Source organism: Nodosilinea sp. AN01ver1 (genome assembly GCF_050565655.1).
Lineage (GTDB): Bacteria > Cyanobacteriota > Cyanobacteriia > Phormidesmidales > Phormidesmidaceae > Nodosilinea.
The window spans coordinates 57,089-80,990 of record NZ_JBNXVS010000008.1 but is presented as its reverse complement, the minus strand read 5'-3'; the positions used below and the strand labels follow the sequence as shown (position 1 = coordinate 80,990).

Genomic DNA, 23,902 nt, shown 5'->3' with positions numbered 1-23,902 from the left:
CTAGACCCGCTTAATCTTGAGGCTGTTGAGGTATGCCTCAGGGTTGGCGGGGTCAAACTTAACGCCGTCGAAGAAGGTTTCGACGCCGCGCGACGTATCGGCGGGAATGGCGGCGGTAAACCCGGCTTCGGTGGCCGCTTCGCGCCAGATGTCTTCGCGGTTGACGGCATCGACAATGCGCTGGGCGGTGTCGAAGTCGGTGAGCTGGTTTTTGTGGAAGCCCCAGCGCATGCTCTCGGTCAAGAACCACAGGTCATGGCTCTTATAGGGGTACGACACGCTGCCCTTGGGATCTTTCCAGTAGAGGGGGCCGGCGTTGATGTCCTTAAAGTCGGCTTTGCCATCGCCCATCGTGTATTCGCCCTTGTAGGGTGGGGTCAAAATTTCCTCAGGCACATTGAAGTAGTTGCGACCCGCCAAAATTTTCACCGCTTCGGGCCGGTTGGCCGGGTCATCCAGCCACTGCTGGCCTTCCATCAACCCTTTCAGCAGGGCCTTGGTCGCGTTGGGGTTGGCGTCAACCCAGTCGGCTCGAATGGCCAGGTACTCTTCGGGGTGAAAGGCCCACATCTCATGGGTTAAAGCCGACATAAAGCCGATGTCGTCAGCAACGATGCGGTAGGGCCAGGGGTCGCCAGTACTAAAGGCATCCATGGTGCCGTTGCGCATACCCTGCACCGTTTCTGCCGGGGGCACCGCCAGCAGGTCGATGTCGTTGTCAGGGTCAATGCCACCTGCGGCGAACCAGTAGCGAATCCAGAAATCTTGGTTGACGTTGGGGAAGGTGTGGGCCGCCTTGAACTTGCGGCCCTGGTTGGCCTGAAAGCCCTTGATATAGTCGGCTGCGCCCGAAAGATCTAGCCCCAGTCCTTTGCCGGTGTGAATGCCGGAGACGGCAATGCCGTTGCCCTGGGTTTCGAGCTGGGCCAGCACGTACATGGGCACCTTCTGGCCGTTAGTGATAATGCCCTCGCTAATCAGGTGAGGCATGGGCATTTGCCACTGACCGCCGTCGATGCCGCCGCCCGCCGAGCCGATGGTGACGTTGTCGCGGGCGGAGGCCCAGTTGGCCTGCTTGGAAACTTCGACCCCGGTCATGCCGTACTTGGCAAAGAACCCCTTTTCTTGAGCAATGATCATCGCGGCCGATTCAACGATGGGAATGTAGCCCAGCTTGATGTTGGGGGTCTCGGGGCTGTCGCCTTCGGCGACGGGGCCAGGAGCGGTGGCCGCCGCCGTTGTTGCGGTCGGGGCGGTGGCTGAAGGGGGGTTGCCAGCACAGCTCTTTAGGAATACTGCGCCTGCTGCCGATACCCCAGCAGTAGCCAGAAACTTACGACGGGTGACTCTCGAAAAATCTGACATAAGACCTCCTTGCAACGCCCCTGGGTTCAAGAGCGCCGTAAATAAAATGGGTGGATGGTGAAAGAATCTGGGGTTGGCCCCGGCTGGACAAGGAGGATTTAGTTTTGTAAATCCTCCGCCATCTCTTCATGGCATTAAGTCTATATTCTTTTTTTGCGCTGTAGATCATCGAAAACAGCAAAACTCAACTGCAATTTTCGATGCAAAAAATAAGCTGGGCTTATCTAATAGAGTCTTTGCAATAGATTTGATTAAACTCAGTTGAGAGATGCAGCGGCACTCCATAGATCAGAGCCCGATCGCCAATCCGGTGCGGTGACCGGTGCAGGGCTGCCTCCAGGTCGCAGCTAACTGGGGCAGACCAGGGCCCCACCGCAACCCAGCTTGGACCAATATTTGGGCACAAAAAAAGCGGGAACCGGAGTTCCCGCTTGAGCTGTGTGAGACGGTGTGAGGGGCAAGGCAGACAAATCAAAGAGCGCTGCTAGTCTTCGTAAATGCGGCACTCTAGGGCATCGGGATGGGCCTCGCAGTAGCGGGCAAAGGCCGATTGCTGAACGCGCCGACAACCATTGGCGTTCGAGAGTTCTTCGACGGTTTCCCAGGCGATCGCAACGTCTATGTGGTCGGTGCCGTAGAGAGCGGTCAGGCGACGAGCATGCTCAAGGGAAACTTGCAGCCGAGATTTCAGGGTGGGCTGAGCAGCCGTGCTTTGGATAGGCAGGGTAGTGGTCAAACTCATGGTGGATGATCTCCTGTGCTGTGGTTGAGCTGTCTTCAGCTTAGTGATAATTCAAGCAAATGCCTATGGGATTTACATATAAACCCTTGTTATCATTTATCAGGTTTTCTTACCTGTCGTCACTTCAACATGCGTTGGTAAAGGCGGCCCGTGCAGCGCTAAGACCGGCTTCCCATGGCTTCACTGTGGCACGGAAGGACGGTCACTGCGCAGTAGGGGAATCCACCCGAACCGGTACGAGCCTGGATCGCTAATCGATTTGCAGCGGTGCCACCATGTCTGGGTCAGGGGGCTGCGGGGTTGCCACAGCGGGCGCGTGGGGCAGGTTATAGCCGAGGATAGCCAGTATCAGGCCGAGGGCCAGACCAGCGGTAAAGGCCCACCCGTGGGAGGGTTCAAGGGTGCAGAGCAGTCGGCGATCGCAGTTGTAGACATGGATTGCCCAGCCTTCCTGGGTACTGTGCTGAAGTTGTTTGTGCATAACGGTTGATGGTGACTGTAGGGATGGGGAATCTGGCGCTGGAGCTAGTACTGGTGCCCCGATTTGCGGTGGTTGATAGCAGGCATGCCGCCGGGGGCGAGCAGTTCACCCTGGTGTACCGTGGCGTAGATCAGCAGATGGTCACCCGCTGAGGACTGCTCTTTTACGGTGCATTCGACGTAGGCCAAACCGTCGGTGAGAATGGCGCAGCCGTTGCCAGCTGAGGTAAAAGGCAGATGGTCAAAAGCGGTGGTTGAGCCATGCTGAGCGGAGAAATGCCGCCGCACGGCCCGCCCTTCCTTGAGGATATTCAGCACAAACCCAGCGCCGGGACGGAGCTGACTGGCTTCGGCGGCCTCTTTGGGCAGAGCCAGCATCAGGCCGGGGGGGCTAAAGCTGGCCTGGGCCACCCAGGCGGTCAGCAGCCCGGTGTGCTTGCCATTGACCTGGGTAGTGACCACGCAGAGGGAGCCGATCACTCGCCCCAGGGCCTGGGCAGTGCGATCGCTGTGGGCTTCGGCGATCGCAGGTCGTGCTCCCTGCTTCTGGCGCTTGCGCAGGCGCTGGGCAAACTGGGTGGCTGCCGCGGTACAGGCCTCAAGGGCCGCCGCATTGGGGCTAAAGCGCACCCGCAGGGGCTCAAAGCCAAAGGCATAGTTGGCATCTTTGAGCTTGCGCTCCAGCTCGTCAATGGCTTCGCCGCTCCAGCCGTAGGAGCCAAACACCCCCACCAGCTTTGTCTTTGGCACATTGGCCAAAATCAGGCCCAGGGCGGTCTGAATTTGCACCGGGGCGTGGCCACCCAGGGTGGGCGAGCCAATGATAAAGCCATCGCACTGGCTGAGACTATCCACCAGAGTATTGGGGTCGGCCTGTTCGCAGTTGATCGCCTCTACGGCGATCTGGGCGGCGGTCAGGGACTGGGCGATCGCATCGGCTAGCCGGGCGGTGTTGCCATAGGCCGAGGCATAGAGCAGCGCCACCCGCAGCGTCTGCTGGGCCTGCTGCTGGCACCACTGGCGGTAGTCTTGCCGCAGCCGACTGAGGCTGTAGCGCACCAGGGGGCCGTGGCCGGGGGCCAGGGTTTTGAGCGGTAGCGCATCGATCAGATCCAGGGCCGTTTCGACCTGTTTGGCCTGGGGGCTGTGCAGGCAGTCGAAATAGTAGCGGCGATCGCGCTCTAGCTGCCGCCACTGCTCATCCCACAGGGCATCGTCGCAGTGGTGCATGCCAAACAGCTTGTCGCTAAAGAGCGTCTGGCTGGCCATGTCGTAGGTGCACAACCCATCGGGCCAGCGCGGCGTGGGCACACCCACAAACTCCAGAACATGGCCCTGGCCTAGATCCAGCGTTTCTCCAGAGCGCATCGGGCACAGTCGATCGGCGCGATCGCCCAGGGCCAGCTTGAGGGTATTCGCCGCCGCCCGCGAACTCACAATCTGAGCCTGGGGAGCCAAAGTCAGCAGTCGAGTCAGGGTCGCCAGCCGGTTGGCGTTGACGTGGCTGGTGATGATGTAGTCGATCTGCGCCAAATCAACCTGGTGGCGCAGTTCCGTCAAAAAGAGGTCGGTAAACGACTCGCCGGGGGGGTCGATTAGAACAGTCCTATCGGCCTGAATCAGGTAGGCATTGGCGGTGGTGCCCCGCTGGCGGCTGTATTCCACCTCAAACTTGAGCCGGTCCCAGGTGCGCGATCGCAGCACCTGAGTCTGAGGGCTAATGGTGGCGACCTGCACATCGCGGGGCCGTACCGGAGTTGAGCGAGAAGGTAAGGGGGTAGTTAGGGTCATGGGAAAATCGTGGGTAGGGTGAATTAGGGGACTTTGGACTGGCGGGTGGGCAGGGTCAATCGAGGGCAGGCTTGACCGCAGTCCGTTCGGCCAGGTCTTGGGCAAAGCGAATGCGGTGGCGACGCGAAATCTCCTGTTCTGGGTCAACGCCATCGAAGGTGGGTGGAATCCAGGCCCGCACCACCAGTAACCCGCCCAGCACCACCAAGAACAGACAGCTAGCCAGCACTTGAATCCAGGGCGTTTCCAGCACGCCGCGCACAATAATTTCGCGCAGCACCGACACAATCGACACTTCGACCGCTACCCCAATCGATACTCGATGCTCTTGCAGGTAGATAATCAGCAGCCGAAACAGCTCCACCAAAATCAGCAGAAACAAAATGTCAGAGGTTACTTCTGGAAAATTGAGCGGCGGCAGCAGGGAAAGAAACATCTCGCGCAGCTGCATCACCATAAAGCTGAACAGCCCAATGCACAGCGAAATCACAATCACGTCTTGAACCGTTTCAAGCAGGCGGACTACGGTGCTGCCGTTGAACCAGGTAGCCCAGCGGGAGGAGGAGGGGAGGTTTTGCATAGTGGTATTTGGGGTGAGGGAGGTGGGAAAGGTGAGGAGGTGTGGGGAGGTTCAAAGTTCAAAGTTCAAAGTTCAAAATGGTGGGCCGTAGGGTGCATTAGGCCGCAGAATCCCTTGGGGAGAGCTATTAACCTGAGCGTTGGCCGTAATGCACCGCCTAGGAATTTCGCCATTTCAAAATCCAAAATCCAAAATTTAAAGACCAAAATCAGTAATGGTTACTCGCCTTGCGGTGATGCACCGCCGTCAGCCCATCGGGTTTCGCCACCCGCCCAGCCTTGGCGGTGCAGTAGATCACCCAGTGGTCGCCGGCTTCTAGCCGATGGGTGACGGTGCATTCCAGGTAGGCCAGGGCTTCGGCCAATATGGGGGAACCGTTGGCGGCGGCGTAGGTAGCAATGCCCTCAAAGCGATCGCCCCCTGGCGGAAAGCGCTTCAGAAAATGCTTCATCAAGCGCTGGTAGTGGCCCTCTTCCAGCACGTTGAGCACAAAGGTATCGCCCCAGTGCAGCAGCGACTCGATCGCGCGATCTTTGGCGACGGCGATCGCTACACCAGCCGGTTCGATGCTGGCCTGAATCACCCAGGAGGCCAGCATGGCACTGCTGACGTCGCCCTTGCGGGCAGTCAATATATAGAGGCCGGTGCTGAGGCGGCCCAGGGCTTGGTCGAGCCCCGAATCGTGGGACTGGGTTTGTTTTTGGCTGCGGTCGCGGTTGACCCACTGGCCCAGGTCTGTGCCCGCTTCTTCGCAGAGTTTGTCGGTGGCCTCAGTGGGGGCGGCTTTGATTAAAATTGGCTCAAAAGCTGGCGTCAGGCCCAGCTCCTGAAAGCGGTTGCGCAGAGGAAAGATTGGCTCATCCTGCCCGCCGCCGGTTTCAAACAGCCCGATCGCCTGCTTGGGGTGAGCCGCAGCGAGAATGGTGCTAAGAATCGGCTCCAGACCAGGAGCTGACTGGGGCGGCATGCCCAAAACCAGGCCCGCAGCGGTGGTCACCAGCTCTCGCACGGTGGCGATATCGGTATCGTGCAAATCGACCAGTTCTACGGCGGTGGCAGTTTTGAGCAACCCCTGGCCCAGGGCGTGAACAATGCGATCGCTAAACCCGTACTCCCCGACGTAAAAAATCGCCACAAAGGGCTCGGCCTTCGCCTGGGTCTCGCTCCAGCTGCGGTAGCGCTCGGTCCAGTCGGTCAAATGGTGGCGCAGCAGCGGGCCGTGGCCAGTGGCAATTTGGTTGATAGCGAAGGGCTCCATCCGCTTTAGCGCCGCCAGTACCGAGCGGGCGTTTGGCCCCATCAGACAGTCGTAGTACAGCTGAAAATCGGCCTCCAGCAGCGCCGGTATCTCGTCGTAGAGGGTGTCATCGCAGTAGTGCAGGCCAAACACATCGCAGGTGTAGAGCACCCCGGTGCCGCTGTCGTAGGTGAGCATGGTGTCGGGCCAGTGCAGGTTGGGGGCCGAGATAAAGGCCAGCTCGTGGCCCAGGCCCAGCTCGAGGCGATCGCCGCTTTTGACCACCTGAGCGGCAAACGGGCGGTGAATCTGGTTCTGCAAAAACTGCATCGCCACCTTGGAGGCCACCACCGTAATCTGAGGAGCGCGGGTCAGCAGGTCGCCAATTAGCCCGCTGTGGTCGGGCTCGGTGTGGTTGACGATCAGATAATCAATGGTTTTTAGATCGACCATCGCCTCCAGCTCATCCAGGTACAAATCCTTAAACTTGCTGTGGGAGGTGTCGATCAGCGCCGTCTTCTCGCCCTCGATGAGAAACGAATTGTAGGTGGTGCCGTTTTGCAGCTCAAACTCAATGTCGAAGCGATCGCGGTCCCAGTCTAAGCAGCGAATGGCGGTGGAATCGGCGGCAATGGCGGCGGTTTGTACCGTCAAGCGGCTAGCAAGCGCGATCGCTGGAGGGGAGTCAATCTGAAAAACCATGGAGTCTATCTATCCTCATCGAGACTTCGCTTGACATGTCTCAATGATCAACCCCCAGGGCATGATTTGTAAAATGTCAATCTCAAAACCAATTAATTAGAAATTTATATATTTTTCAGTCATTTTCATTCGTCTTGCAAATACATTGAGCTGAGTCAAGGATTAAATTCTCCTTATGTAAAGCAGGACACAGGTGTTGCCGGGGCAGTCCATGGAGGACAGCGTTAAAATTAAAGCGTTACAAACTGTTTCATCAGGTATCGCTTGGCCAACTACCCCCATCTGTGATGCCTGTACCGAGATACCCGCTGAGGAGGATCTATGCCAGTAGTCACCGAGTCTCCCTACACCCAGGAGCAGATCAAGGTCTGGCTTCGGGGGTTGCTCACCCTGGCCTGGGCGGACGGCAATTTTGACGACGACGAAAAGGCGCTAATTGCCGCCATTACCGAAGAAGAACTGGCTCCAGAACTAGACTTTGAGCACTTTGAACCCGTCACCCCTGCCGAAGTGGCCCAGCTGCTGGGCGATGACCCCCACGTAGCCGAAAACTTTTTGCGCATGGCCGTGATGGTAGCCCTCGCCGACGGCGTTTACTCTGTGGAAGAAGACAATCAACTCCAGGCGCTGTGCGAGGCCCTAAACCTGCAGGATACCTGTCTCACTTCAGTGCGATCGACCCTCTACAGCCTCAAGCCCGAGAATGCTGCCGTGGCCGCCGGGCTGCGTCCCCCGACCAACGGCAAAATCGACCCGCTCAAGCCCGCCCGCGAATGGCTTGACCAGCTCGACGTGCACGATCCCCGCCTGGCCCGCTTTGTGTGCAAGCTGATTCCGTCGCAGTGCCCCTTTGAGCGCGACGTGGTGCTGTTTAAGAAAAAGCTGATGCACATTCCGCCCATGTGCAAAATCAACCCCTTGTACGATCAGCTGGTGGGGCTGCGGTTTCGCGCTCTGTCGTACCTGGCCGACGACTGCGGCGAAGATGTAACGGCACTGCTGTAAGAATCCGTTTCTTTCGACTCCGCCCCGTTCCCTGAGCGGAGTCGAAGGGAACGGGGCGGAGTCAAGGAAATGGGCTGGAAGAAAACCCCTTCCAGCCCATTTCCTTGACTTAGAGGCTTTCTGGCTCTTTGCCAGAGACCACGGGGGCGATCGCACTCAGCTTCAGCTTCGGGTGGTCAGACATCACCTGCTGGCAGTTCCACTCGTTCTTAAACAACAGCACCGGACGATCCCAGCTGTCTTTGACCGTCACCGTGTTAAACAACCGTCCTGCGGCTTCCAGCGCTTCCCAGCCGCCCTCAACCCAGCGAGCGACCGAGTAGGGCAATGGCTCAATGCGGGTTTCGACGTTGTACTCGTTTTGCATCCGGTACTGCACCACCTCTAGCTGGAGCTGACCTACGGCGGCGAGAATGGGGTCGCGCTTCGACTCGTCGGCGGAGAACATAATCTGCACCGCCCCTTCCTCACGCAGCTCAGAGACACCCTTCTGGAACTGCTTGTACTTGGAGGGGTTGGGGTTCTTCAGGTAGGCAAAAATCTCCGGCGAAAAGCAGGGAATGCCGTCGTACTCCAGCCGCTTGCCCTGGTAAATGGTGTCGCCGATCGCAAACACGCCGGGGTTATTCAAGCCAATCACATCGCCGGGGTAGGCTTCCTCCAGCGATTCGCGGCCCTGGCCAAACAGCTTTTGCGGGTGCGACAGCCGCACGGACTTGCCCGATCGCGCGTGGCTGACCACCATATCCTTCTCAAACTTGCCCGAGCACACCCGCACAAAGGCGATGCGGTCGCGGTGTTTCGGGTCCATATTCGCCTGGAGTTTGAATACAAACCCCGAAAAGTCTTCGTGGGTGGGCGGAATGTCGCCCAGGGTGCTGCTGTGGGCCGAGGGCTTGAGGGCGTAGTCGAGAAACGCATCCAAAAACAGCTGCACGCCAAAGTTGGTCATGGCGCTGCCGAAGAAGACCGGGGTCTGCTGCCCGGCGTGGACCGCGTCAAGATCTAGCTCTGGCCCCACTTCTTCGATCACCTCCAGCTCTTCTTTAAACTGGTAGTAGAGGTCTTGGTCGAGCAGGTCTTCGATGCGGGGGTCGCCAATGTCGATCACGGTGTTCTTGGCCGCTTTTTTACCGTGAATGCTGCGCTCAAACAGGTGAATCTGCTGGTGGCGACGGTCGTATACGCCCTTGAAGCGATCGCCCATGCCGATCGGCCAGTTCACCGCGTAGGTTTGCAGGCCCAGCCGCTGCTCGATCTCATCCAGCAGCTCCAGAGGCTCCCGCGCCGGGCGATCCATCTTATTGAAGAAGGTGAAGATGGGCAGCGATCGCATTCTGCACACCTCAAACAGCTTCAGGGTTTGCGGCTCCAGACCCTTGGCCGCGTCTTCGAGCATCACCGCGTTGTCGGCGGCGGCTAGGGTCCGGTAGGTGTCTTCGCTAAAGTCTTGGTGACCCGGCGTATCGAGCAGGTTGATGGTGTAGCCGCCGTAGGCAAACTGCAGCACCGTGGAAGTAATCGAAATCCCCCGCTGCTGCTCCAGCTCCATCCAGTCGGAGGTAGCGCTGCGCTGCGCCCGCTTGGCCTTTACCGCCCCGGCCTCCTGAATCGCGCCTCCGTAGAGCAGCAGCTTTTCGGTCAGCGTCGTTTTACCGGCGTCGGGGTGGGAGATGATGGCAAAATTGCGCCGCTGCTCTACCGCCTCGGCGATCGAAGCAGTAGTGGCGGCGGCGGAAACGGCGGCGTCTGTCATGAACCGGAGGTACTCGTAAAATTGGCACTTCTTTCTATTGTAGAGGCTGGCTCCGGCGAAGCGAAACTGGCCTGTCGAGTGCTGTCCCTGGCGGAAGGCTAAATCGGAAAAGCTGTTTGGAGATTGCTGACGTATGGGTCAGAGTAGCTCATCATTAAGCATCCCTGAAGACAGCCAGTCGGGCCGCATCACAGTCAGATTCCGAGAACTGAACACCCTGCCATACCCCCCTGGGCTGAGTCGGTCGCCTTGGGCCTTGAGTTTCATGGAGAACAATCTGCCGCAGGGTTCCTAACTCCTGCTGCAAGGCCTCGGTTCTCATCAGGACGTAGTTGCTCATGACAAGGCTGGTGCTGGACATAGATGCATTCAATTGTAGAGCCGCCCAAACGATTGACCTAAAGCGGCCAACGAGTTGGGTGCAATCGCCTACACCCACCAACTTAGAGCAGGCCATACTACTATATGGTTAAGTAACAATTTAAGGGTTTCTCTATGCCTACGGAGTGGCTTTATGGCCTGTTTGGCGGCATTCTCATTGGCCTCAGCGCCACCCTGCTGTTGGCGCTGAACGGGCGGATTGCGGGCATTAGCGGCATGGTCAACGGCGCTATTACCTTTAACCCGGCGGAAGTCTGGCGCTGGCTTTTTTTGCTGGGGCTAGTCGCAGGGGGTTTGGTTTACGAATATGCCCTGGCCCCTCAGCCCACCCCCACTTACCCCTTCGCCCCCGTCACCATGATTGTCGCGGGGCTGCTGGTGGGCTTTGGCACGCGGATGGGCAATGGCTGCACCAGTGGTCACGGCGTCTGCGGGCTGGGGCGGCTGTCGGGGCGATCGCTGGTTGCGGTCATTACCTTTATGGCCACCGGCATTGCCACTGTATTTTTCGCCCGGCACCTGCTGGGCTGGGTTTAGAGAACTTGAGGAGAGCAATAAATGACGACGCAGAGTGTCACTAAACCAAACACCCTAGCCCAAAACCTGGTTGCCCTGGCTGCCGGGCTGCTGTTTGGCCTGGGGCTGGGCTTTTCGCAAATGATCGACCCCCAGCGGGTGATCGGCTTTTTAGATGTGGCCGGTAACTGGGATGCCACCCTGGCTTTTGTGATGGGCGGCGCTGTGCTGATGACGCTGATCAGCTTTCGGTTTATTTTGCGGCAGCCTGCCCCGCTGCTGGGTGCCAAATTTTACGTGCCGACCCGCAGCGATATCGATCGCCCCCTGGTGCTGGGTGCAGCGCTGTTTGGCATCGGCTGGGGGCTGGGCGGGTACTGCCCTGGGCCTGCGATCGCCGCTTTGGGCCTGGGGTCTGCCAATCCACTGCTGTTTCTAGCCGCGATGATAGCCGGATCGCTGGGCTACAAATTCCTCAACCGCTCGACCCAGGGGTGACACAGATAGGTGCTGCGACTGCCCAAAAATTCGCTACCCTAAACAGTCGTGTAGCGTAGGCAGCGAAAAGGATGGCAGCAATGGGGACGGTGGGCAGAATTGCGGTGGGGGTCACCCTGGGGGTAGCCCTGGTCGGTGGCGGGTTGAACCAGGCTTTGGCCAAAGCCCCGCTGCCTTCTGAAGCAGAGGCTGCCATAGCAACAGCTTTCTCGAGTAGCCGCCTGAAACAATCTAGGGCGCAGTCTTACCGCTACGCCATGCTGGCGGGCTACTCCGCCGCCGAGCGCGAAGATTACCACACCGCGCTGATCAACTTTCGCCGCGCGCTGGGGTTTCGACCGGGCGATCGCTACGCCACCGCCGCCATTCGCAATATGGAGACCTACATCGCTCAAGAGCGAGCCGAGGCCGCCAAGCTAGCCGAAATTGAGCAGCGCCAGGAAACCCTAGCCGAAGCGGTGGCGGCCAGCGACTGGGCCTGTGCCGCCGCCTCGGTCGATCGCCTGGTGGTGCTGATTCCGCCCACGTCCCCCGATCGGGCTCGATTGATTGCCTACCGGGGCGAACTCACCGGCTTTATTCAGGCCAGAGCGAATTTAGATCAGTGGTCTACGGTGTGCCCTGGGGGGCAGACCTAGAGGTGCTTTAGCCAGCGAAAAGCGCCGGATTTGGCAGTTTCGGCCTCAATCTCGGGTTATTCTGCTGAAACGTTCAGCCCTGCTATCCCCATGCCGCCCGACTTGCAGATTATCAACGCTCGCCTGCCCGATCGCGACGGGCTGTGGAACCTGACTTTGAGCCAGGGAAAAATTGCCGCGATCGCCCCTGCTGATTTGTCAGCGAACCCATTACCGAATTCGGCAGCGATCGCCCCCCAGGAATCTGCGGCTGAGATTTTGGATGCCAGCGCCTGCCTCCTCATCCCCGGCCTGGTGGATGGCCACATTCACCTCGACAAGGCCCTGCTGCTCGATCGCCACCCGGCCCAGTTGGGCACCTTTGCCGAGGCCATGGCCGAAACCCTCAGGCTCAAGCAGGGCTTTACGGTGGCGGATATTCAGACCCGCGCCCGCCAGGTGCTGGAGAGCGCGATCGGCTTTGGCATTACCGCTATGCGCAGCCATGTGGAGGTTGACCCCACTGCGGGGCTGCGATCGCTCGAAGCCCTGCTGCCCCTGCGTGAGGAATACCGCTGGGGTCTTACCCTACAGCTGGCCGTGTTTGCCCAGGAGGGCATTACCCAACAGCCCGACACCCTGCCGCTGCTGCGCCAGGCGATGGCCCTGGGCGGCGACGTGATTGGCTCGGCCCCCTACGTCGATGCCGACCCCAAAGCCAACGTGCAGCACATCTTTGACATCGCCCAGGAGTACGACTGCGATGTCGACTTTCACCTCGATTTTTTAGACGATGACGAACCGCTGCTGCTGCCCTTTGTGATCGCCGAAACCCAGCGGCGGGGCTGGCAGGGGCGAGTCTGCCTGGGGCACATGACCAAGCTGGCCGGGCTGCCCCCAGCGAAGCTGGCAGACTTGGCCGCCGCCCTGCGCGACACCCAAATCTCAATTTTGGCCCTGCCCGCCTCCGACCTCTACATGATGGCCCGCCAGGATACCCACAACCAGCGGCGAGGCGTGGCCCCCATTCACCGGCTGGCCGAGCAGGGGGTTAACGTGGGCGTGGCCACCAACAACATTCTCAATTTGTTTACGCCCTTTGGCGACGGCGACCTGCTCAAAATCTGCACCCTGCTGGCCCAGGTGCTGCAGTTGGGGACTGCGGCTGCCCACCAGCGCTGTCTAGCGATGGCGACTACCCAGGCGGCCCGTGCGATCGGTATCTTCGACCACGGCCTGGAGGTGGGCCATCGGGCCGATCTGGTGTTGCTCAAGGCTAGCTCGGTCTCGGAGGCGGTGGGGGCGGCCCCGGCCCAGCGTACCGTGATCAAAGCAGGGCAGGTCGTCGCGCAGACTCGATTAGAGCAGCAGATGTTTGCCCCAGTGCGGGGAGTTTAGGGGCAGATGTAGAAGACCTGACCTGGGGGCGATCGCCTGCAAGGCATAATATCAAATGGGTCTATACCCGCTGTTCTGTCCCATCGTCAGTTGCCCCCTTCGTCATTTGCAATGAATTACCTGGTCGCCGTCCTAGACAATCGCATCAAAGCCGAAGAAGCCTACACCGCCCTGGAGCAGGCCAGTCTGCCCCAGGAGAATATCGATATTTTGGGCAAAGGCTTCAAAAGTGCCGACGAGTACGGCCTCATCGACCCCGCCGACCGGGCCTGGAAGCAAATCCGCCTGATGCTGCTGTGGCTGGTGCCCTTTGGCTTTGCCGCCGGGTTTGTGTTTAACAACATTACCGGGCTAGACACCTTCGAGTTTGCCGGACGACTCGGCAATCAAATTATCGGCGGGCTGCTGGGGGCGGGCTCGGCGGCCATGGGCGCATTTTTTATTGGCGGCGGGGTCGGCATTGCGGTCGGCAGCGGCGATGCACTGTCGTACCGCAATCGCCTCAACGACGGCAAGTTTTTGGTTGTAGTGCGCGGTTCCGAAGCCCTGGTGCGCCAGGCCACCCCCATTCTGCGCCAGTTTCGCCCAGAAAACATTCAGGGCTATTCAGCGAAGTAGGGGCATTGCACTGCAATGCTCCCTACAGGGTATCGGTCTCAAGCCAGGGCTCCTTGAGCCAGATTTGGCATCACCGATCCTTCTCTAGGGCAACCCGCATGCGGTCTTCCTGTTCCCGCAGTTCTGGGGTCAGCGCTTCGCCAAAATCATCTGCTTCAAAGATCGGTCGAATCTCAATTTCGCCGTCCTGAAAGGGGCTGCGCTTCACCCAGTTAACGGCGTCCTCCATCGACGGCACCTGCCAGATCCAAAAACCTGCGATCAGCTCTTTGGTCTCTGTAAATGGCCCATCGGTAACGGTGCGATTTTGGCCAGAACACTTGACCCGCACCCCCTTTGAGCTGGGGTGCAGTCCCTCACCAGCCACCATCACACCAGCCTTAAACAGCTCTTCGTTGAACTGCCCCATTTCGGTCAGCATCGCCTCGCTGGGCATGACCCCCGCTTCTGAATCGGCGTTAGCTTTGATTAAAACCATAACTTTCATGGCGAATTCTCCTGTTGAGCGCTTGTTTTCTTGCATGAGAGTGAGCGGGTGAATTGGGCCAGCAAAGCCTTCAAAGGATTGCCAGCCTCGGCAGGGCCAACCTCAGGCATGGGAACAGTCGCCGCCGTTGCCCGGCTCAAAGGGCACTGAAACATGCTCGTGGACAATCTGCCACGTATCTCCATATCGCTGACAGCCAGCGGTAATGCGCAACCACATCTGCGCCGCTGGGTGCTCAGGCGCGAGCCCTACAAACCGGGAAACCCAGTGAACCAGGGCCAAATCGCCGCTAACGGTGATATTCACCGCCTGTTGTTCCATGCCAGAGATGGTCGGCATGTGGGGCAGGCTGGTTTCCCACATGCGGCGGCAGTCTTCTACACCCCGCAGCGCCAGCGGTGGCTTCATATCAAAGACGACGACATCAGGAGCATAATGGGCCATGATCTGGTCAAGGTTTTTGGCGCAGATGGCGCGGGTATGGTCGTCGATTAGCTGCTGAATCTGGGCTTCTGCTCTGGTTTGAGTCGAGGTCACAGTCATGGTTACAAATCCTCATGAATGGCTGGTCAGCGGGCCAGGCATCAGCCCTCAACCCTCTCTGTGTGAATTAGTCGAACCAAGCGATCGCAGATCGACAGGTCAGCAAAATTTTTGTAACCGACCCCTGGGCGGAGTCGTTGGCAAAGCCGCCATAGAGGGGGTAGGGGATGTCTCGGATGGGTTGTGGCTTTCTCCCTTCAGGAGACGTTTCATGAACGACTTTGCTCAGCCAACATAGTTCTAGGGAGGCTGACAAATTTTTTCAGTTTGTAGCAGTTTCTATTGCAAGCATCCATTGGGTCAGACAAGTTCGACGTAGGGGCAAATGGCATTTGCCCTCACCCAAAGCCATACCTCAATGCAGCAATTTCGATATTCTTCTACAGTCCGCCCGATCGCTGCACGTAGAAAAACCCCGCCTGCACCAGGCCGATCGCAAAGCCCAAAATGCCGCCCAGGTTGACGATCGCCTGCAATTCGTTGCGCACAATACCCTGAATCGCCATCTCCAGCTCTTTCGCCGAGGTGCCGCGCACCCGGTCAATAATCACCTGGTCAATATTGAGAATCGGGATAATCTGGGCCACCAGCGACTCCAGGTCGCGCTCCAGGTAGCGCTCTAGAATCAGCGCCAACTCCTCGCTCACCGGGTCGAGCGACTGGGTAATCACCTCAGAATTTTGCAGGCGGTTGAGCAGCTGAGTCGCCAGCATTTCCCAGTTGACAGAGGCCCCTAGACCGCGCACAAACTCTGGCCCCAGGGTGCGAATATAGCCCTGTAGCGACTCGCGCAGGTTGCTGCGCACCTGGCGCACCGTGGCCACCGGCAGATTTTGCAGTGACACCCGCTGCAGCGATTCCTGCATGCGCTTTTTCACCTGTAGGGCCACCACCAGCTCGGCAATGCGGGCGTTGCTCACCTCGCGCTCGTCGAGGCAAAAGGCTCGCAGACGGCCCAGGGCATTGCGCACGCCAAACAGATTGGCCACCACCCAGTAGGTGCCGCTGGTGCGCTCGCGAAAAATGGTGTCGATGACCTGAATATTGCGATCGGTGAGAAAGTCGATCACCAGCTGGCGCAGCTTGTCGGGAGGAAACACGCCCGTCAGCAGCCAGGTGGCAATCTGGTCAGCCTGCTCGGCGGTGAGCTTAAAGTCAATCAGCACCTGGTCAAAAAGCTGGTTGAGCTGGGGCTCTAAAAAGTCTTCGCGGCGAGCCCAGACCCGAATCAGGCGGGGCAGCGATTTGCCAAACAGGTCTTGCAGAATGGCCCCGGCAATCTTGGCGGTGCGCTCCTGGGCGCGGCTCTGCACCTGGTCGAGGGCCATCTGCAATAGCCACTTGATCGCCGCCTGGGTGCGATCGGTCTGCAGCAGTCGTCGGGCCAGGTTTTGCAGCTCTTCGGGGGTGAGCAGCGACCCCATAATCGTGTCAGAAATGCGCTTGGCCAGCCGCTCCTGGTTGCTGGGTATGAGCCCTGGGGTAAAGGGCAGCCGCCGCCCGCCCAGGTAGATGGGGCGGTAGGGGCGAAACAGCATTTTGATGGCGATGTCATTGGTGAAATAGCCAATCACACCACCCACAATGGGGGGAGCCAGTAGCAGCCACAGCTCAGAGCCGACCATGGCGACCCACCACCAGCACCCCCATCAGCCCCCCAGCAATGGGGTAGTGAACGGCCTGCTCAAACCCGGCCTGGCGGGCCAGTACCACCTGCTCAGGCCCGGTCGGAAAGCGATCGACGCTGGGGCCAATATAAGCATATTCTTCGGTCAGGCCCATCTGCTCGGCGGCGGGCACCACCAGGGTATCGAGGTACCAGCGCTGAAACTGCTGGGCCAGCGCGCCCTGGGGCCGATGAAAGTCGAGAATGGCGGCCCTGGCTCCGGGCTTGAGCACCCGCCGCAGCTCGGCTAGCCCCTGGGGAATGTCGGTCAGGTTGCGCAGCCCGTAGCCCATTGTAGCGGCATCAAAGGTGTCGGCCTCAAAGGGCAGGGCCAGGGCGTCGCCCTGCACCCAGTGCAGCGGTGCCGGGAGGTGAGCACGGCGATCGCGCTCCGCCGCCACCGCCAGCAGCTCTGCCGAAAAATCGAGGCCGTAGACGGTGCCCGTCGCTCCGACCGCCTGGGCCAGCATCAGGGCCAGATCGCCGCTGCCGCAGCAAACATCGAGCCCGGTGTGGCCAGGGCTGGCCTCGCTCCAGCGCACGGCCATGCGCTTCCAAACCCGGTGCAGCCCAAAGCTGAGGCGCTCGTTGAGGCTGTCGTAGACCGGGGCAATGCGATCGAAAAGACTCTGGATGTCGGTGGCGGAGGGAGAAAGGGGCTGAGCAGGTGCCACGGCGATACAGCAAAATAGGCCAATCTTTACTGTAGCGCTGCACCTGGGTCTCAGCTACGGTATTTCGTAGTGTTTGTAACAAAGGCGATCGCGCTTAATCAACCACAGGCCTCAGGGCTGGCCTTTCGCTCTTGCCCTGGCCGCCTGAACCGGCCCAAAGCCTACAGCGTGTTGCAGTTGGCAATCTGCACCTGCCCTGCCACCGCTACTGGGTTTGGCGCTGGGGTGGTCGCCGGGTTGCCCTGACAGATAACGGTGCCCAACCGGGCACCATTACCTGAGTCTAGGGTGGTAAACACCAGGCCGGCATAGCCCCGCAGCGCCGGATTGGTCGGCGTTGCCCGAGTCTCAGTCACCGCTATGCCGTCGGCCCCAGTCTCTGCTGCTGTTGCGCCCTCTGGTTGAGCCGTGCCCTCTGGTTGAGCAGTAACAGTGACCATGTAGTCAGGGGGAGCGTGATTGTCAACAATGCCCAGTTCAGCCGTAGAGGTAGCAAAGCGGTTGTTTTCAACAAAGAAACCCTGCTGAGCACGGTTGACCAGACCAATGTACATTAGGGCTCTGGCCTGCTTAGACCGGGCCGCTTGGCTCAAAAAGCTGGGCAAAGCAATACTGGCCAAAACCCCCAAAATCACCACCACGACCAGCACTTCGATCAGGGTGAAGCCTCGCTGGCGGGAATTGCTACAGGCTCGGTAGGGCTTGACGACGTGACGATAGGAAGGGGCAGACATAGACAGGAACCGTAGAAGTGGCCTACCCCTCTACGCAATTTCTCGGAGATGATCGGGCAAAATTTGTCAGCTTTACCTGAGCTTTAAAGATACTTGAGCCGCTTTTGTCAGGCTACGCAGTTAGGCAACCGCCAAATCGCTTAGACCGTTAGAAGACAAGATTGTTGGGCGTTGCGAGCAAGCCAGTTGCCCCAGTTCGAGCAACTGGCTGAGCAAGCCTAGCCTCAGTAGACCAGCCAGCGCTATACTTTCTCACCGGGCTCCTGACCCTGGCTAGGCGTTTAGCTCCACCAAAACGGTCTAAACTGTCAGACTATACCCATTGAACTGAGCGATTTGGACACCCTGCCCCTCACCTCCACCCCCGGTACCCTGCGCGTGTTTATGACGGGGGCTAGCGGCTGCATTGGCCACTACATTTTGGAGCTGCTGCTGGAGAGCGATCGCTACGAGCTATTTCTGCTGCTGCGCTCCCCCGAAAAGCTGCGGCTGCCTGTACAAGACAACCCCAGAGTGCATATTCTGCGCGGCGGGCTCGAAAACGTCGATCCCTTTATTGACCTGCTGCCCACCATCGACATCGCCATTCTAACGGCGGCGGCCTGGGGCGGCGACCCCGGCTACGTCGATGCCATCAATGTCGATGCCAACCTGAAGGTGATGGCCCACCTCGACCCCCAGCGCTGCCAGCAGGTGATCTACTTTTCTACCGCCAGCATTCTAGATCAGCAGAGCGCTCCGCTGCCGGAGGCGGGTGCCATTGGTACCGAATACATTCGCAGCAAGTACGAGTGCCACCACCGTCTCCCCGAACTGGCGATATACGACAAGATTACGACAGTGTTTCCCACCCTGGTGTTTGGCGGCGACAAAGAAAAGCCCTACTCCTTTATCTCGGCAGGGCTCAAGGACGTCACCCGCTGGGTGGGGCTGATTCGCTTCTTTCGGGCCGACGCGGGGTTTCACTTCGCCCACGCCCAGGACATTGCCACGGTAGTCAACTACCTGGTTCAACACCCCTCCAAGGCGGGCTACCGAGAGTACGTACTGGGCAACCCGCCCCTGAGCGTCAATCAGGCCGTCGAGCAGATTTGCGACTACTTCGGCCAGCGCATCTGGTTTCGCATTCCCCTGTCAATGTGGCTGGCCGACGTGCTGATCAAGGTCTTTCGGGTGCAGATGGCCCCCTGGGACTACTTTTGCCTGCACTACCGTCACTTTGTCTACGCTGGAGCGGTTAGCCCGGCCAGCTTTGGCATGGAGCCCTACTGCTCGACCCTGGCCGACCTCATGCGGGTTCACGGCATTCCGGGGGCGAGAAAGGGGAAGGTGAGGAAGGTGAGGTAGATGGGGAAATGGTGAAGATAAGAAAGATGAGGAGGTGAGGAAGGGGGAGTACGGAGTGCAAAATTCAAAATTGAGAATTCTCAATTTTGAATTCATCCCCTCACTTCCTCATCCCCCCATCATCCTCATTCCCTCACCTCCTCATCCCCTACTACTTCACCACCAGCCGATAGGGCATGATCGAGTAGATGCCGCGCGGGTCGTTGAGGGCGCGGATTAGCTGGGCCTCGTCAACGAACTCTAGCACCTGGGTAGTGAGGGGGTCATAGGCGGTGGTGCGGGCCGTTTCAGCAGTCAGGAAAAGCCGCAAAAACTGCTGCCAGTCGTCGGGTTCGGGGTATTCTCTCAGACGCCAGTCGTCGGCGAGTTCGGCGAGTTCGGCGGCGGTTGCGATCGCGTCATTCACACCGCCCAGCTCGTCCACCAGGCCCAGATCTAGCGCGGCTTTGCCCGACCACACCCGCCCCTGGGCCAGCTCGGCCACCACCGGACGCTCGAGATCGCGGCCCTCGGCCACCCGGTCTAAAAAGCTGTCGTAGATGGCATCTACGGTGCGCTGCAAAATGGCCAGTTCGGCCTCGGTCTTGGGTCGCGTGCTGGTAAAAATATCGGCCAGCTCAGCGGTTTTGACCCCGTCCCAGTTCACCCCTACCTTGGTGCCGAGGTCTTCGAGGTTGAGAAAAATGCCAAATACCCCAATCGAGCCGGTAACGGTAGTGGGCTGGGCCAAAATCGCATCGGCCTGGGAGGCAATCCAGTAGCCCCCAGAGGCCGCCACGTTGCCCATCGAGACCACAACGGGTTTGCCCGCCTCCTGCAAAAGCCGCACCTCCCGCAAAATGATCTCCGAGGCCGTAGCGCTACCGCCGGGGCTGTTGACCCGCAGCACGACGGCTTTAACCTCATCGTCCTGGCGCAGCTGGCGCAGCTGCCGGGCCAGGGCATTGCCCGCAATCACCCCGCTCTGGTTCAAACCCTCGTCATCGCCGCCGTCAACAATGGTGCCTTCGGCGTAGACCAGCGCCACCTGGTTGTCTGAGCGGCGGCTGGTCAGGGGGTCGTCTACGGTTTTGGCGTAGTCGGCCAGGTCAATCTGACGAAAATCGAGGTCGTCGCCCGGGTCGTCGCCTGAGTCAGCCAGGGGACCTTCGCCGGTTAGCTCGCGCAGGGCGACAATCACCTCGTCTTCGTAGGCGATCGCATCGGCAAAGTTTTGGGTTTCGGCCTCGGCCCCAAACAAAAAGCCCTGGCGATTGGCCACAGCCTGAAACTGCTGGGGCGTCAGCTCGCGGGAGGGGGCGGCGGTATTCAGCAGGTTTTGCCACACGTCCCAGAGCAGACGCTGGGTTTGCTCCCGTTCCTCAGGGCTCATGGTGTTGCGAATCAGGGGCTCTACCGCCGATTTGTAGCGACCAACACGGGTGACTTGCACGCCAACCCCCAGCTTTTCTAGAGCCTCGGCCTGGTACATGGTTTCGGCATAGAGGCCGTTCATCTCAATGTCACCAAACGGATTGAGATACACCGTGTCGGCCAGGGCCGCCAGGGCGTACTCCTGCTCATCCCAGGAGATGTCGTAGGCCAGAATGGGTTTGCCCGCCGCCTTAAAGGCCTCAATGACGGGATAGATCTCGGCCTGAGTGGCCAGCCCTGCCCCCATGCTGGTGCTGCCCTTCAGGTATAGGGCCGTAATGCGATCGTCGCTGGCAGCAGCCTCCAGGGCCAGCACCGCCTGGCGCAGGGTGAGTTCTCCGGGTGCTGGCCCACCGAACACGATGGCGCTGGGGTCAACCGCCGCGAGCGAGTCGGGTATTACCGTCGAGAGATCGTAGACCAGCACGGTATCTTTTTCGACGCTGGGGGCATCACTGTCTTCGCTGAGCCCCGCCATCAGTACCCCCGCCAGCCCCACCGCCCCCAGGGCGAGCAAAAAGCCCAGCAGCAAGAAAAACAAAACCGACCCAGTCAGACTAGCCAGGGTGTACTTCAGAAATTGCCGCATGGGGGTGGTTAACGCTAGAGAATTGTACTGCCAGTCTAACGATATACGTCGGCGTCTTCGGCATCCTCATAGGTGTCGAGGGCCGTATCGTCAGGATTCTGGCTCATTTCTTCTTTAAATCCGCGCAGGGTTTTGCCTAGGGCGCTGCCCAGTTCAGGAATTTTTTTGGGGCCGAAGATCAAGACGGCCACCCCAATGACGAGCGCAACTTCAGTCCAGCCGAGGTTAAACATGGTGGTAGCGGGGATTGGAGGTTTGTTTCACTATACAGCCTGGGGCCAGAATCCAAACTGGGCCAGCCCTAGGGCGATCGCCCCAGCGTTAACCCTAGATTGCCGCCGCCGCTGCTGGGGCAAAGCGAAAGCCGGCCTGGCGAATGCGATCCATCGCGACGGCCAGGCGATCGCGATCGGCAATCAGGCTGACCCGAATGTAGCCCTCGCCGCCGGGGCCAAAGGCGTTTCCGGGGGTGACAACCACGCCCGTTTCCTGCAAAACCGTCAGGGCGAAGTCGGTGGAGGTCATATCGGGGGGGCAGGGCACCCACAGGTACATGGTGGCCTGGGGTTTCTCCACCGTCCAGCCCAGGGAGGCAAACTCGTCAATCAAAAAGTCGCGGCGGCTGGAGTAGCGCTGCTGCACTTCTTCGAGGTAGCGATCGGGCAGCGACAGGGCCGTTTCTGCCGCCCGCTGTAGGGCCGCAAAAATGCCGTAGTCGAGGTTGGTTTTCAGGGTGCGCAGACCCTGAATGATGTGGGAGTTGCCCACCACAAAGCCCACGCGCCAGCCCGCCATGTTGTAGGTTTTCGACAGCGTGTGAAACTCCACCCCGACCTCCTTACCGCCGGGAATTTCTAGCAGGCTGGTGGGCTGGTAGCCGTCAAAGGCCAGCTCGGCATAGCAGAGGTCGTGCACCAGCAGGATCTGGTGCTGGTGGGCAAACGCCACTGCCGCCTCAAAGAACTCGCGCGGGGCGGTGGCGGCGGTGGGGTTGTTGGGGTAGTTAAAGAACAGCGCCTTGGCTCGCTGGGCCACCTCGGTCGGAATGGCGTCGAAATCAATCAGCCAGTTGTTGGCGGCGCTGAGGTGCAGGTTGTAGATCTCGGCTCCGGCGATCGCCGGGCCGCGAAAATGGGCCGGGTAGGCCGGGGTGGGCACCAGCACCAGGTCGCCGGGGTTGATAAAGGCCATCGCCAGGTGGGTGATGCCCTCCTTGCTGCCCAGCAGGGGCAGGGCCTCGGCGGTGGGGTCAAGGGCGACGCCGTAGCGCCGACCGTACCAGTCGGTGATGGCGGTGCGAAAGCTGGCGGTGCCCTCAAAGGGGGGGTAGCCGTGGGTGGCAGCGTCACCGATCGCGGCGCGGGCTGCCTCCACCACCGGGGCGGGGGTGGGGCCGTCGGGGTTGCCCATGCCCAGGTCGATCAGGTCGAGGCCCTGCTCGCGGGCGCGGGCCTTGAGCTCATCGAGGCGGGCAAAAACGTAGGGTGGCAGGGCGCTGAGGCGGTGGGCCGTAGGCATCCAGTCGAGGGTCATGGCTGCACCTCCGGGGCAACGCTAGAAGGACGAAGGGGGGCCGTCGAGCGCGATTTTTCGCGCAGTTCGGGGCACAGAGGCGACACCATCGCCGCCATTACCGCCTCTGGAGTCACGGTAAAGGGCAGGTGGTGAATGTCAGATCCTTCCCGGCAGGCAAACTCCGCCGCCTGCTGCAGCTGGGTTAGGGTAATGTCGCCCAGGCCCAGGTCGCTCAGGGTTTGGGGCAGCCCGGCGGCCCGGTAAAAGGACAGGAGCTGCTGCCGGGCGGCGCGAGCCAGGGTGGTGTTGCCGCCCATTTCTTCGAGCCGTAGCTGCACCAAAATGCCGTAGGCCACTTTTTCGCCGTGGAGAATGCCGTGGCTGGCGGGCAGCTGGGTAAGGCCGTTGTGTACCGCGTGGGCCGCCACCGTGCGGCACTGGGCTCCGCCGACGCCGCCGACTACTCCCGCCAGCAGCACGGTGGCATCGACCACCTCCTGCCACTCGGGACCACCCCACTGGCGCAGGGCCGCCGGGGTCTTTTGCAGCAGAATGTCGCGCAGCACCCGAGCCTGCTGCACCGCCGCCACAATTAGGGTCTGCTGGCTGGCCCCGCTGCTGACCGCCGCCTCGTACCACTTGGCCAGGCCGTCGCCAATGCCGGCCACCAGGGTGCGCCGGGGGGCGGTGCGAATCAGGGCGTAGTCGAGCACCAGCAGGCTGGGGCAGGTGGCTAGGGCCACATCGTAGCGAAAGGCTCCCTGGTCGGAGTAGACGTTGGACAGGGCCGTCCAGGCGGCGCAGGTGGCGGCAGAGGTGGGCACCGTTACCACCGGCTGGTGGATCTGGTGAGCCAGCAGCTTGGCGGTGTCGAGCGCCTTGCCGCCACCGATGCCAATCACCACATCGGCCTGGTGTTCGGCGGCGATCGCGCGCAGCCGTTCCAGCGTGCTTTCGCTGCAGTCGGGGCCGTAGGAGGTCGCTTGAGGGGTTAAGCCCTGCTGTTCGAGAGCGCCAGTTAACGGTGCGGCCAGCTTCAGGCTGTGGCGGCCGCCCACAACTAGGGGTCGCTGACCCAGACGGGCAATTTGCGCTGCGATCCCGCCAGAAATCGCAGCGCCCTGGTCGGCTAAGATGCCGTCGCCACGGATGACCTGAGCGGGAGCGATGGCGAGGGTGGGGAGAGGGGAAAGGGTGGGCATAGGCGGTGAGAGGCAGGGAACAGGTGAGTGGGTGGGTGAGAGATAA

Annotated in this window: 23 protein-coding genes; 7 read left to right on the top strand and 16 right to left on the bottom strand. The window is 60.1% G+C overall.

The features are described 5' to 3' along the window. From ACQ4N7_RS09195 to ACQ4N7_RS09170, 6 genes are all read right to left on the bottom strand, one after another. Window positions 1-1,365 (bottom strand): CmpA/NrtA family ABC transporter substrate-binding protein, encoded by a 1,365-nt coding sequence (locus tag ACQ4N7_RS09195; RefSeq protein ID WP_430711309.1) that lies wholly within the window; start codon window positions 1,363-1,365, stop codon window positions 1-3. A gap of 484 nt (window positions 1,366-1,849) precedes the next feature. Next, window positions 1,850-2,107, bottom strand: coding sequence for a CP12 domain-containing protein (locus ACQ4N7_RS09190; protein ID WP_430711308.1), 258 nt, complete (start codon window positions 2,105-2,107; stop codon window positions 1,850-1,852). A gap of 250 nt (window positions 2,108-2,357) precedes the next feature. After that, window positions 2,358-2,588 (bottom strand): hypothetical protein, encoded by a 231-nt coding sequence (locus ACQ4N7_RS09185; RefSeq protein WP_430711307.1) that lies wholly within the window; start codon window positions 2,586-2,588, stop codon window positions 2,358-2,360. Window positions 2,589-2,632: 44 nt separating this feature from the next. Beyond that, window positions 2,633-4,378 carry a diflavin flavoprotein gene (locus tag ACQ4N7_RS09180; protein ID WP_430711306.1) on the bottom strand — a complete coding sequence of 582 codons (1,746 nt, stop codon included), beginning with the start codon at window positions 4,376-4,378 and terminating at the stop codon, window positions 2,633-2,635. Between the two features lie 55 nt (window positions 4,379-4,433). After that, a complete protein-coding gene (locus tag ACQ4N7_RS09175) occupies window positions 4,434-4,958 on the bottom strand; it encodes a phosphate-starvation-inducible PsiE family protein (protein WP_430711305.1) in 525 nt (174 codons plus the stop codon). 208 nt (window positions 4,959-5,166) lie between these two features. After that, entirely contained in the window at window positions 5,167-6,897 is a 1,731-nt protein-coding gene (locus ACQ4N7_RS09170) for a diflavin flavoprotein (RefSeq protein WP_430711304.1), read from the bottom strand. A 321-nt stretch (window positions 6,898-7,218) separates the two neighbouring features. Here ACQ4N7_RS09170 and ACQ4N7_RS09165 point away from each other — a divergent pair, with 321 nt between their 5' ends. Continuing rightward, window positions 7,219-7,902: a Mo-dependent nitrogenase C-terminal domain-containing protein gene (locus ACQ4N7_RS09165; protein ID WP_430711303.1), complete on the top strand. Its 684-nt coding sequence runs from the start codon at window positions 7,219-7,221 to the stop codon at window positions 7,900-7,902. 109 nt (window positions 7,903-8,011) lie between these two features. On the opposite strand, the gene prfC is transcribed toward ACQ4N7_RS09165, so the two are convergent. Then, complete coding sequence (gene prfC / locus ACQ4N7_RS09160) at window positions 8,012-9,658, bottom strand: peptide chain release factor 3 (RefSeq protein ID WP_430711302.1); 1,647 nt, start codon at window positions 9,656-9,658, stop codon at window positions 8,012-8,014. Window positions 9,659-10,153: 495 nt separating this feature from the next. On the opposite strand from prfC, the gene ACQ4N7_RS09155 reads away from it, so the two are divergent. The 5 genes from ACQ4N7_RS09155 to ACQ4N7_RS09135 all read left to right on the top strand — a co-directional run bounded on the left by ACQ4N7_RS09155 (window position 10,154) and on the right by ACQ4N7_RS09135 (window position 13,686). Further along, entirely contained in the window at window positions 10,154-10,576 is a 423-nt protein-coding gene (locus ACQ4N7_RS09155; protein ID WP_430711301.1) for a YeeE/YedE family protein, read from the top strand. Between the two features lie 21 nt (window positions 10,577-10,597). After that, window positions 10,598-11,053 (top strand): DUF6691 family protein, encoded by a 456-nt coding sequence (locus ACQ4N7_RS09150; protein WP_430711300.1) that lies wholly within the window; start codon window positions 10,598-10,600, stop codon window positions 11,051-11,053. Between the two features lie 71 nt (window positions 11,054-11,124). Further along, window positions 11,125-11,691, top strand: coding sequence for a hypothetical protein (locus ACQ4N7_RS09145; protein ID WP_430711299.1), 567 nt, complete (start codon window positions 11,125-11,127; stop codon window positions 11,689-11,691). Between the two features lie 90 nt (window positions 11,692-11,781). Continuing rightward, entirely contained in the window at window positions 11,782-13,068 is a 1,287-nt protein-coding gene (locus tag ACQ4N7_RS09140) for an amidohydrolase family protein (protein ID WP_430711298.1), read from the top strand. 111 nt (window positions 13,069-13,179) lie between these two features. Beyond that, entirely contained in the window at window positions 13,180-13,686 is a 507-nt protein-coding gene (locus tag ACQ4N7_RS09135) for a hypothetical protein (protein WP_430711297.1), read from the top strand. A 70-nt stretch (window positions 13,687-13,756) separates the two neighbouring features. Here ACQ4N7_RS09135 and ACQ4N7_RS09130 read toward each other — a convergent pair whose 3' ends face one another. From ACQ4N7_RS09130 to ACQ4N7_RS09110, 5 genes are all read right to left on the bottom strand, one after another. Then, window positions 13,757-14,173, bottom strand: a complete 417-nt coding sequence (locus ACQ4N7_RS09130) for a YciI family protein (RefSeq protein WP_430711296.1) — start codon at window positions 14,171-14,173, stop codon at window positions 13,757-13,759. Between the two features lie 102 nt (window positions 14,174-14,275). Next, window positions 14,276-14,716, bottom strand: coding sequence for a YybH family protein (locus ACQ4N7_RS09125; protein ID WP_430711295.1), 441 nt, complete (start codon window positions 14,714-14,716; stop codon window positions 14,276-14,278). A 380-nt stretch (window positions 14,717-15,096) separates the two neighbouring features. Next, window positions 15,097-16,341, bottom strand: a complete 1,245-nt coding sequence (locus ACQ4N7_RS09120) for a DUF445 domain-containing protein (protein ID WP_430711294.1) — start codon at window positions 16,339-16,341, stop codon at window positions 15,097-15,099. Further along, entirely contained in the window at window positions 16,328-17,056 is a 729-nt protein-coding gene (gene ubiE, locus ACQ4N7_RS09115; protein WP_430711293.1) for a bifunctional demethylmenaquinone methyltransferase/2-methoxy-6-polyprenyl-1,4-benzoquinol methylase UbiE, read from the bottom strand. Before ubiE ends, ACQ4N7_RS09120 begins: the two co-directional genes overlap by 14 nt. A gap of 161 nt (window positions 17,057-17,217) precedes the next feature. Beyond that, window positions 17,218-17,790, bottom strand: coding sequence for a type IV pilin-like G/H family protein (locus ACQ4N7_RS09110; protein ID WP_430711292.1), 573 nt, complete (start codon window positions 17,788-17,790; stop codon window positions 17,218-17,220). Window positions 17,791-18,126: 336 nt separating this feature from the next. Here ACQ4N7_RS09110 and ACQ4N7_RS09105 point away from each other — a divergent pair, with 336 nt between their 5' ends. After that, on the top strand, window positions 18,127-19,137 hold the full coding sequence (locus tag ACQ4N7_RS09105; protein WP_430711291.1) for an NAD-dependent epimerase/dehydratase family protein: 1,011 nt from the start codon (window positions 18,127-18,129) through the stop codon (window positions 19,135-19,137). A 151-nt stretch (window positions 19,138-19,288) separates the two neighbouring features. On the opposite strand, the gene sppA is transcribed toward ACQ4N7_RS09105, so the two are convergent. From sppA to ACQ4N7_RS09085, 4 genes are all read right to left on the bottom strand, one after another. Then, window positions 19,289-21,139: a signal peptide peptidase SppA gene (sppA, locus tag ACQ4N7_RS09100; protein ID WP_430711290.1), complete on the bottom strand. Its 1,851-nt coding sequence runs from the start codon at window positions 21,137-21,139 to the stop codon at window positions 19,289-19,291. Window positions 21,140-21,174: 35 nt separating this feature from the next. Beyond that, the gene (locus tag ACQ4N7_RS09095) at window positions 21,175-21,372 is read right to left on the bottom strand and encodes a Sec-independent protein translocase subunit TatA/TatB (RefSeq protein ID WP_430711289.1); all 198 of its coding nucleotides are present in this window, start codon (window positions 21,370-21,372) and stop codon (window positions 21,175-21,177) included. A gap of 94 nt (window positions 21,373-21,466) precedes the next feature. Further along, entirely contained in the window at window positions 21,467-22,672 is a 1,206-nt protein-coding gene (locus ACQ4N7_RS09090) for an aspartate aminotransferase (RefSeq protein ID WP_430711288.1), read from the bottom strand. Continuing rightward, complete coding sequence (locus ACQ4N7_RS09085; protein WP_430711287.1) at window positions 22,669-23,856, bottom strand: iron-containing alcohol dehydrogenase family protein; 1,188 nt, start codon at window positions 23,854-23,856, stop codon at window positions 22,669-22,671. The genes ACQ4N7_RS09090 and ACQ4N7_RS09085 overlap by 4 nt, the downstream gene beginning before the upstream one ends. Window positions 23,857-23,902 lie beyond the last annotated feature (46 nt).

What these genes read in the sequence shown, in the direction of transcription:
- ACQ4N7_RS09185 (WP_430711307.1), bottom strand. Translation starts at nt 2,588, where the DNA reads ATGCACAAACAACTTCAGCACAGTACCCAGGAAGGCTGGGCAATCCAT.
- ACQ4N7_RS09165 (WP_430711303.1), top strand. Translation starts at nt 7,219, where the DNA reads ATGCCAGTAGTCACCGAGTCTCCCTACACCCAGGAGCAGATCAAGGTC.
- ACQ4N7_RS09170 (WP_430711304.1), bottom strand. Translation starts at nt 6,897, where the DNA reads ATGGTTTTTCAGATTGACTCCCCTCCAGCGATCGCGCTTGCTAGCCGC.
- ACQ4N7_RS09190 (WP_430711308.1), bottom strand. Translation starts at nt 2,107, where the DNA reads ATGAGTTTGACCACTACCCTGCCTATCCAAAGCACGGCTGCTCAGCCC.
- ACQ4N7_RS09145 (WP_430711299.1), top strand. Translation starts at nt 11,125, where the DNA reads ATGGCAGCAATGGGGACGGTGGGCAGAATTGCGGTGGGGGTCACCCTG.
- sppA (WP_430711290.1), bottom strand. Translation starts at nt 21,139, where the DNA reads ATGCGGCAATTTCTGAAGTACACCCTGGCTAGTCTGACTGGGTCGGTT.
- ACQ4N7_RS09090 (WP_430711288.1), bottom strand. Translation starts at nt 22,672, where the DNA reads ATGACCCTCGACTGGATGCCTACGGCCCACCGCCTCAGCGCCCTGCCA.
- ACQ4N7_RS09095 (WP_430711289.1), bottom strand. Translation starts at nt 21,372, where the DNA reads ATGTTTAACCTCGGCTGGACTGAAGTTGCGCTCGTCATTGGGGTGGCC.
- ACQ4N7_RS09120 (WP_430711294.1), bottom strand. Translation starts at nt 16,341, where the DNA reads ATGGTCGGCTCTGAGCTGTGGCTGCTACTGGCTCCCCCCATTGTGGGT.
- ACQ4N7_RS09125 (WP_430711295.1), bottom strand. Translation starts at nt 14,716, where the DNA reads ATGACTGTGACCTCGACTCAAACCAGAGCAGAAGCCCAGATTCAGCAG.
- ACQ4N7_RS09130 (WP_430711296.1), bottom strand. Translation starts at nt 14,173, where the DNA reads ATGAAAGTTATGGTTTTAATCAAAGCTAACGCCGATTCAGAAGCGGGG.
- ACQ4N7_RS09150 (WP_430711300.1), top strand. Translation starts at nt 10,598, where the DNA reads ATGACGACGCAGAGTGTCACTAAACCAAACACCCTAGCCCAAAACCTG.
- ACQ4N7_RS09180 (WP_430711306.1), bottom strand. Translation starts at nt 4,378, where the DNA reads ATGACCCTAACTACCCCCTTACCTTCTCGCTCAACTCCGGTACGGCCC.
- ACQ4N7_RS09110 (WP_430711292.1), bottom strand. Translation starts at nt 17,790, where the DNA reads ATGTCTGCCCCTTCCTATCGTCACGTCGTCAAGCCCTACCGAGCCTGT.
- ACQ4N7_RS09195 (WP_430711309.1), bottom strand. Translation starts at nt 1,365, where the DNA reads ATGTCAGATTTTTCGAGAGTCACCCGTCGTAAGTTTCTGGCTACTGCT.
- prfC (WP_430711302.1), bottom strand. Translation starts at nt 9,658, where the DNA reads ATGACAGACGCCGCCGTTTCCGCCGCCGCCACTACTGCTTCGATCGCC.
- ACQ4N7_RS09155 (WP_430711301.1), top strand. Translation starts at nt 10,154, where the DNA reads ATGCCTACGGAGTGGCTTTATGGCCTGTTTGGCGGCATTCTCATTGGC.
- ACQ4N7_RS09175 (WP_430711305.1), bottom strand. Translation starts at nt 4,958, where the DNA reads ATGCAAAACCTCCCCTCCTCCTCCCGCTGGGCTACCTGGTTCAACGGC.
- ACQ4N7_RS09140 (WP_430711298.1), top strand. Translation starts at nt 11,782, where the DNA reads ATGCCGCCCGACTTGCAGATTATCAACGCTCGCCTGCCCGATCGCGAC.
- ACQ4N7_RS09085 (WP_430711287.1), bottom strand. Translation starts at nt 23,856, where the DNA reads ATGCCCACCCTTTCCCCTCTCCCCACCCTCGCCATCGCTCCCGCTCAG.
- ACQ4N7_RS09135 (WP_430711297.1), top strand. Translation starts at nt 13,180, where the DNA reads ATGAATTACCTGGTCGCCGTCCTAGACAATCGCATCAAAGCCGAAGAA.